The sequence below is a fragment of the Pseudomonas sp. P4_C3 genome (genome assembly GCF_056402075.1).
The window spans coordinates 1-906 of record NZ_JBFUIC010000700.1; the positions used below are offsets into that span (position 1 = coordinate 1).

The 906-nt window shown below is 41.7% G+C and carries 1 protein-coding gene; it reads left to right on the plus strand.

Going from position 1 to position 906, the window contains the following annotated elements; genetic code table 11:
• Positions 1-236: 236 nt before the first annotated feature.
• A partial coding sequence (locus AC1DVH_RS31875; RefSeq protein WP_477757134.1) for a DUF262 domain-containing protein occupies positions 237-906 on the plus strand: 670 nt, incomplete at its 3' end.

Genomic DNA, 906 nt, shown 5'->3' on the forward strand with positions numbered 1-906 from the left:
GTTTATCATGGGTAACTTATTTCGCAATCAGTACACTAGGGGCAAACGGGTAACATCTCGATGCCGCAGCAAACGTTGCGTACACCCCACGACGCCTTCAGAGTTGGCGGAATAAGACGCGCGAGTGTTGTATGGTGATGGGGTGCTCTACCGAGCAGGTGGGCAGCAATGGAACAAATCAGCTAAAAAATCAAAAATGTAAAAAATTTAACTATTAAAATATAAAGTTGGCACTTATGAATCGAACTCTCACTACGCAAGATATTAGTTGGTTTTTGGATATTCACAGCAGAGGGCTTCTTAATTTAACTCCTCCTTATCAGCGGCGCAGCGTATGGTCTCCTAGAGATCAGAGGTTCTTCATAGACACTATATTAAACAATTATCCTGCGCCGCCAAATTTTCTTCATAAAACGTTAGATGGTGAAGGCAAAGCTACATATCATGTCGTCGATGGAAAGCAGCGGCTGCAGACGATATTGGATTTTACCAATAATAAAGTCAGAATTCCGGACGATTTTTCCGATATAAATATCCAAAAGCTGCGATGGAAAGACCTCGGTAAAAGTACAAAAGAACTTTTCTGGAATTATGTTCTCATTGTTGAAATGCTTCCAGATGTGAGTGACTCAGCTATCAGGAATATATTCGAGCGTATCAACCGTAATTCTAGAAAGCTGACCGCGCAAGAATTAAGGCACGCGAAGTATGACGGATGGTTCATAAATTTTGTTGAGGTCGAAGCTGCGAAAGTCGAGTGGAAAGCAACCGGGGTTGTTACGACTGCAAGAACTAAGCGAATGGCCGATGTTCAGTTCCTGTCGGAATTATTTGCAATCATACTGAGTGGAAAAATTCTTGGATTCGATCAAGATCGATTGGATGAATTATATGCTGAGTATGAAG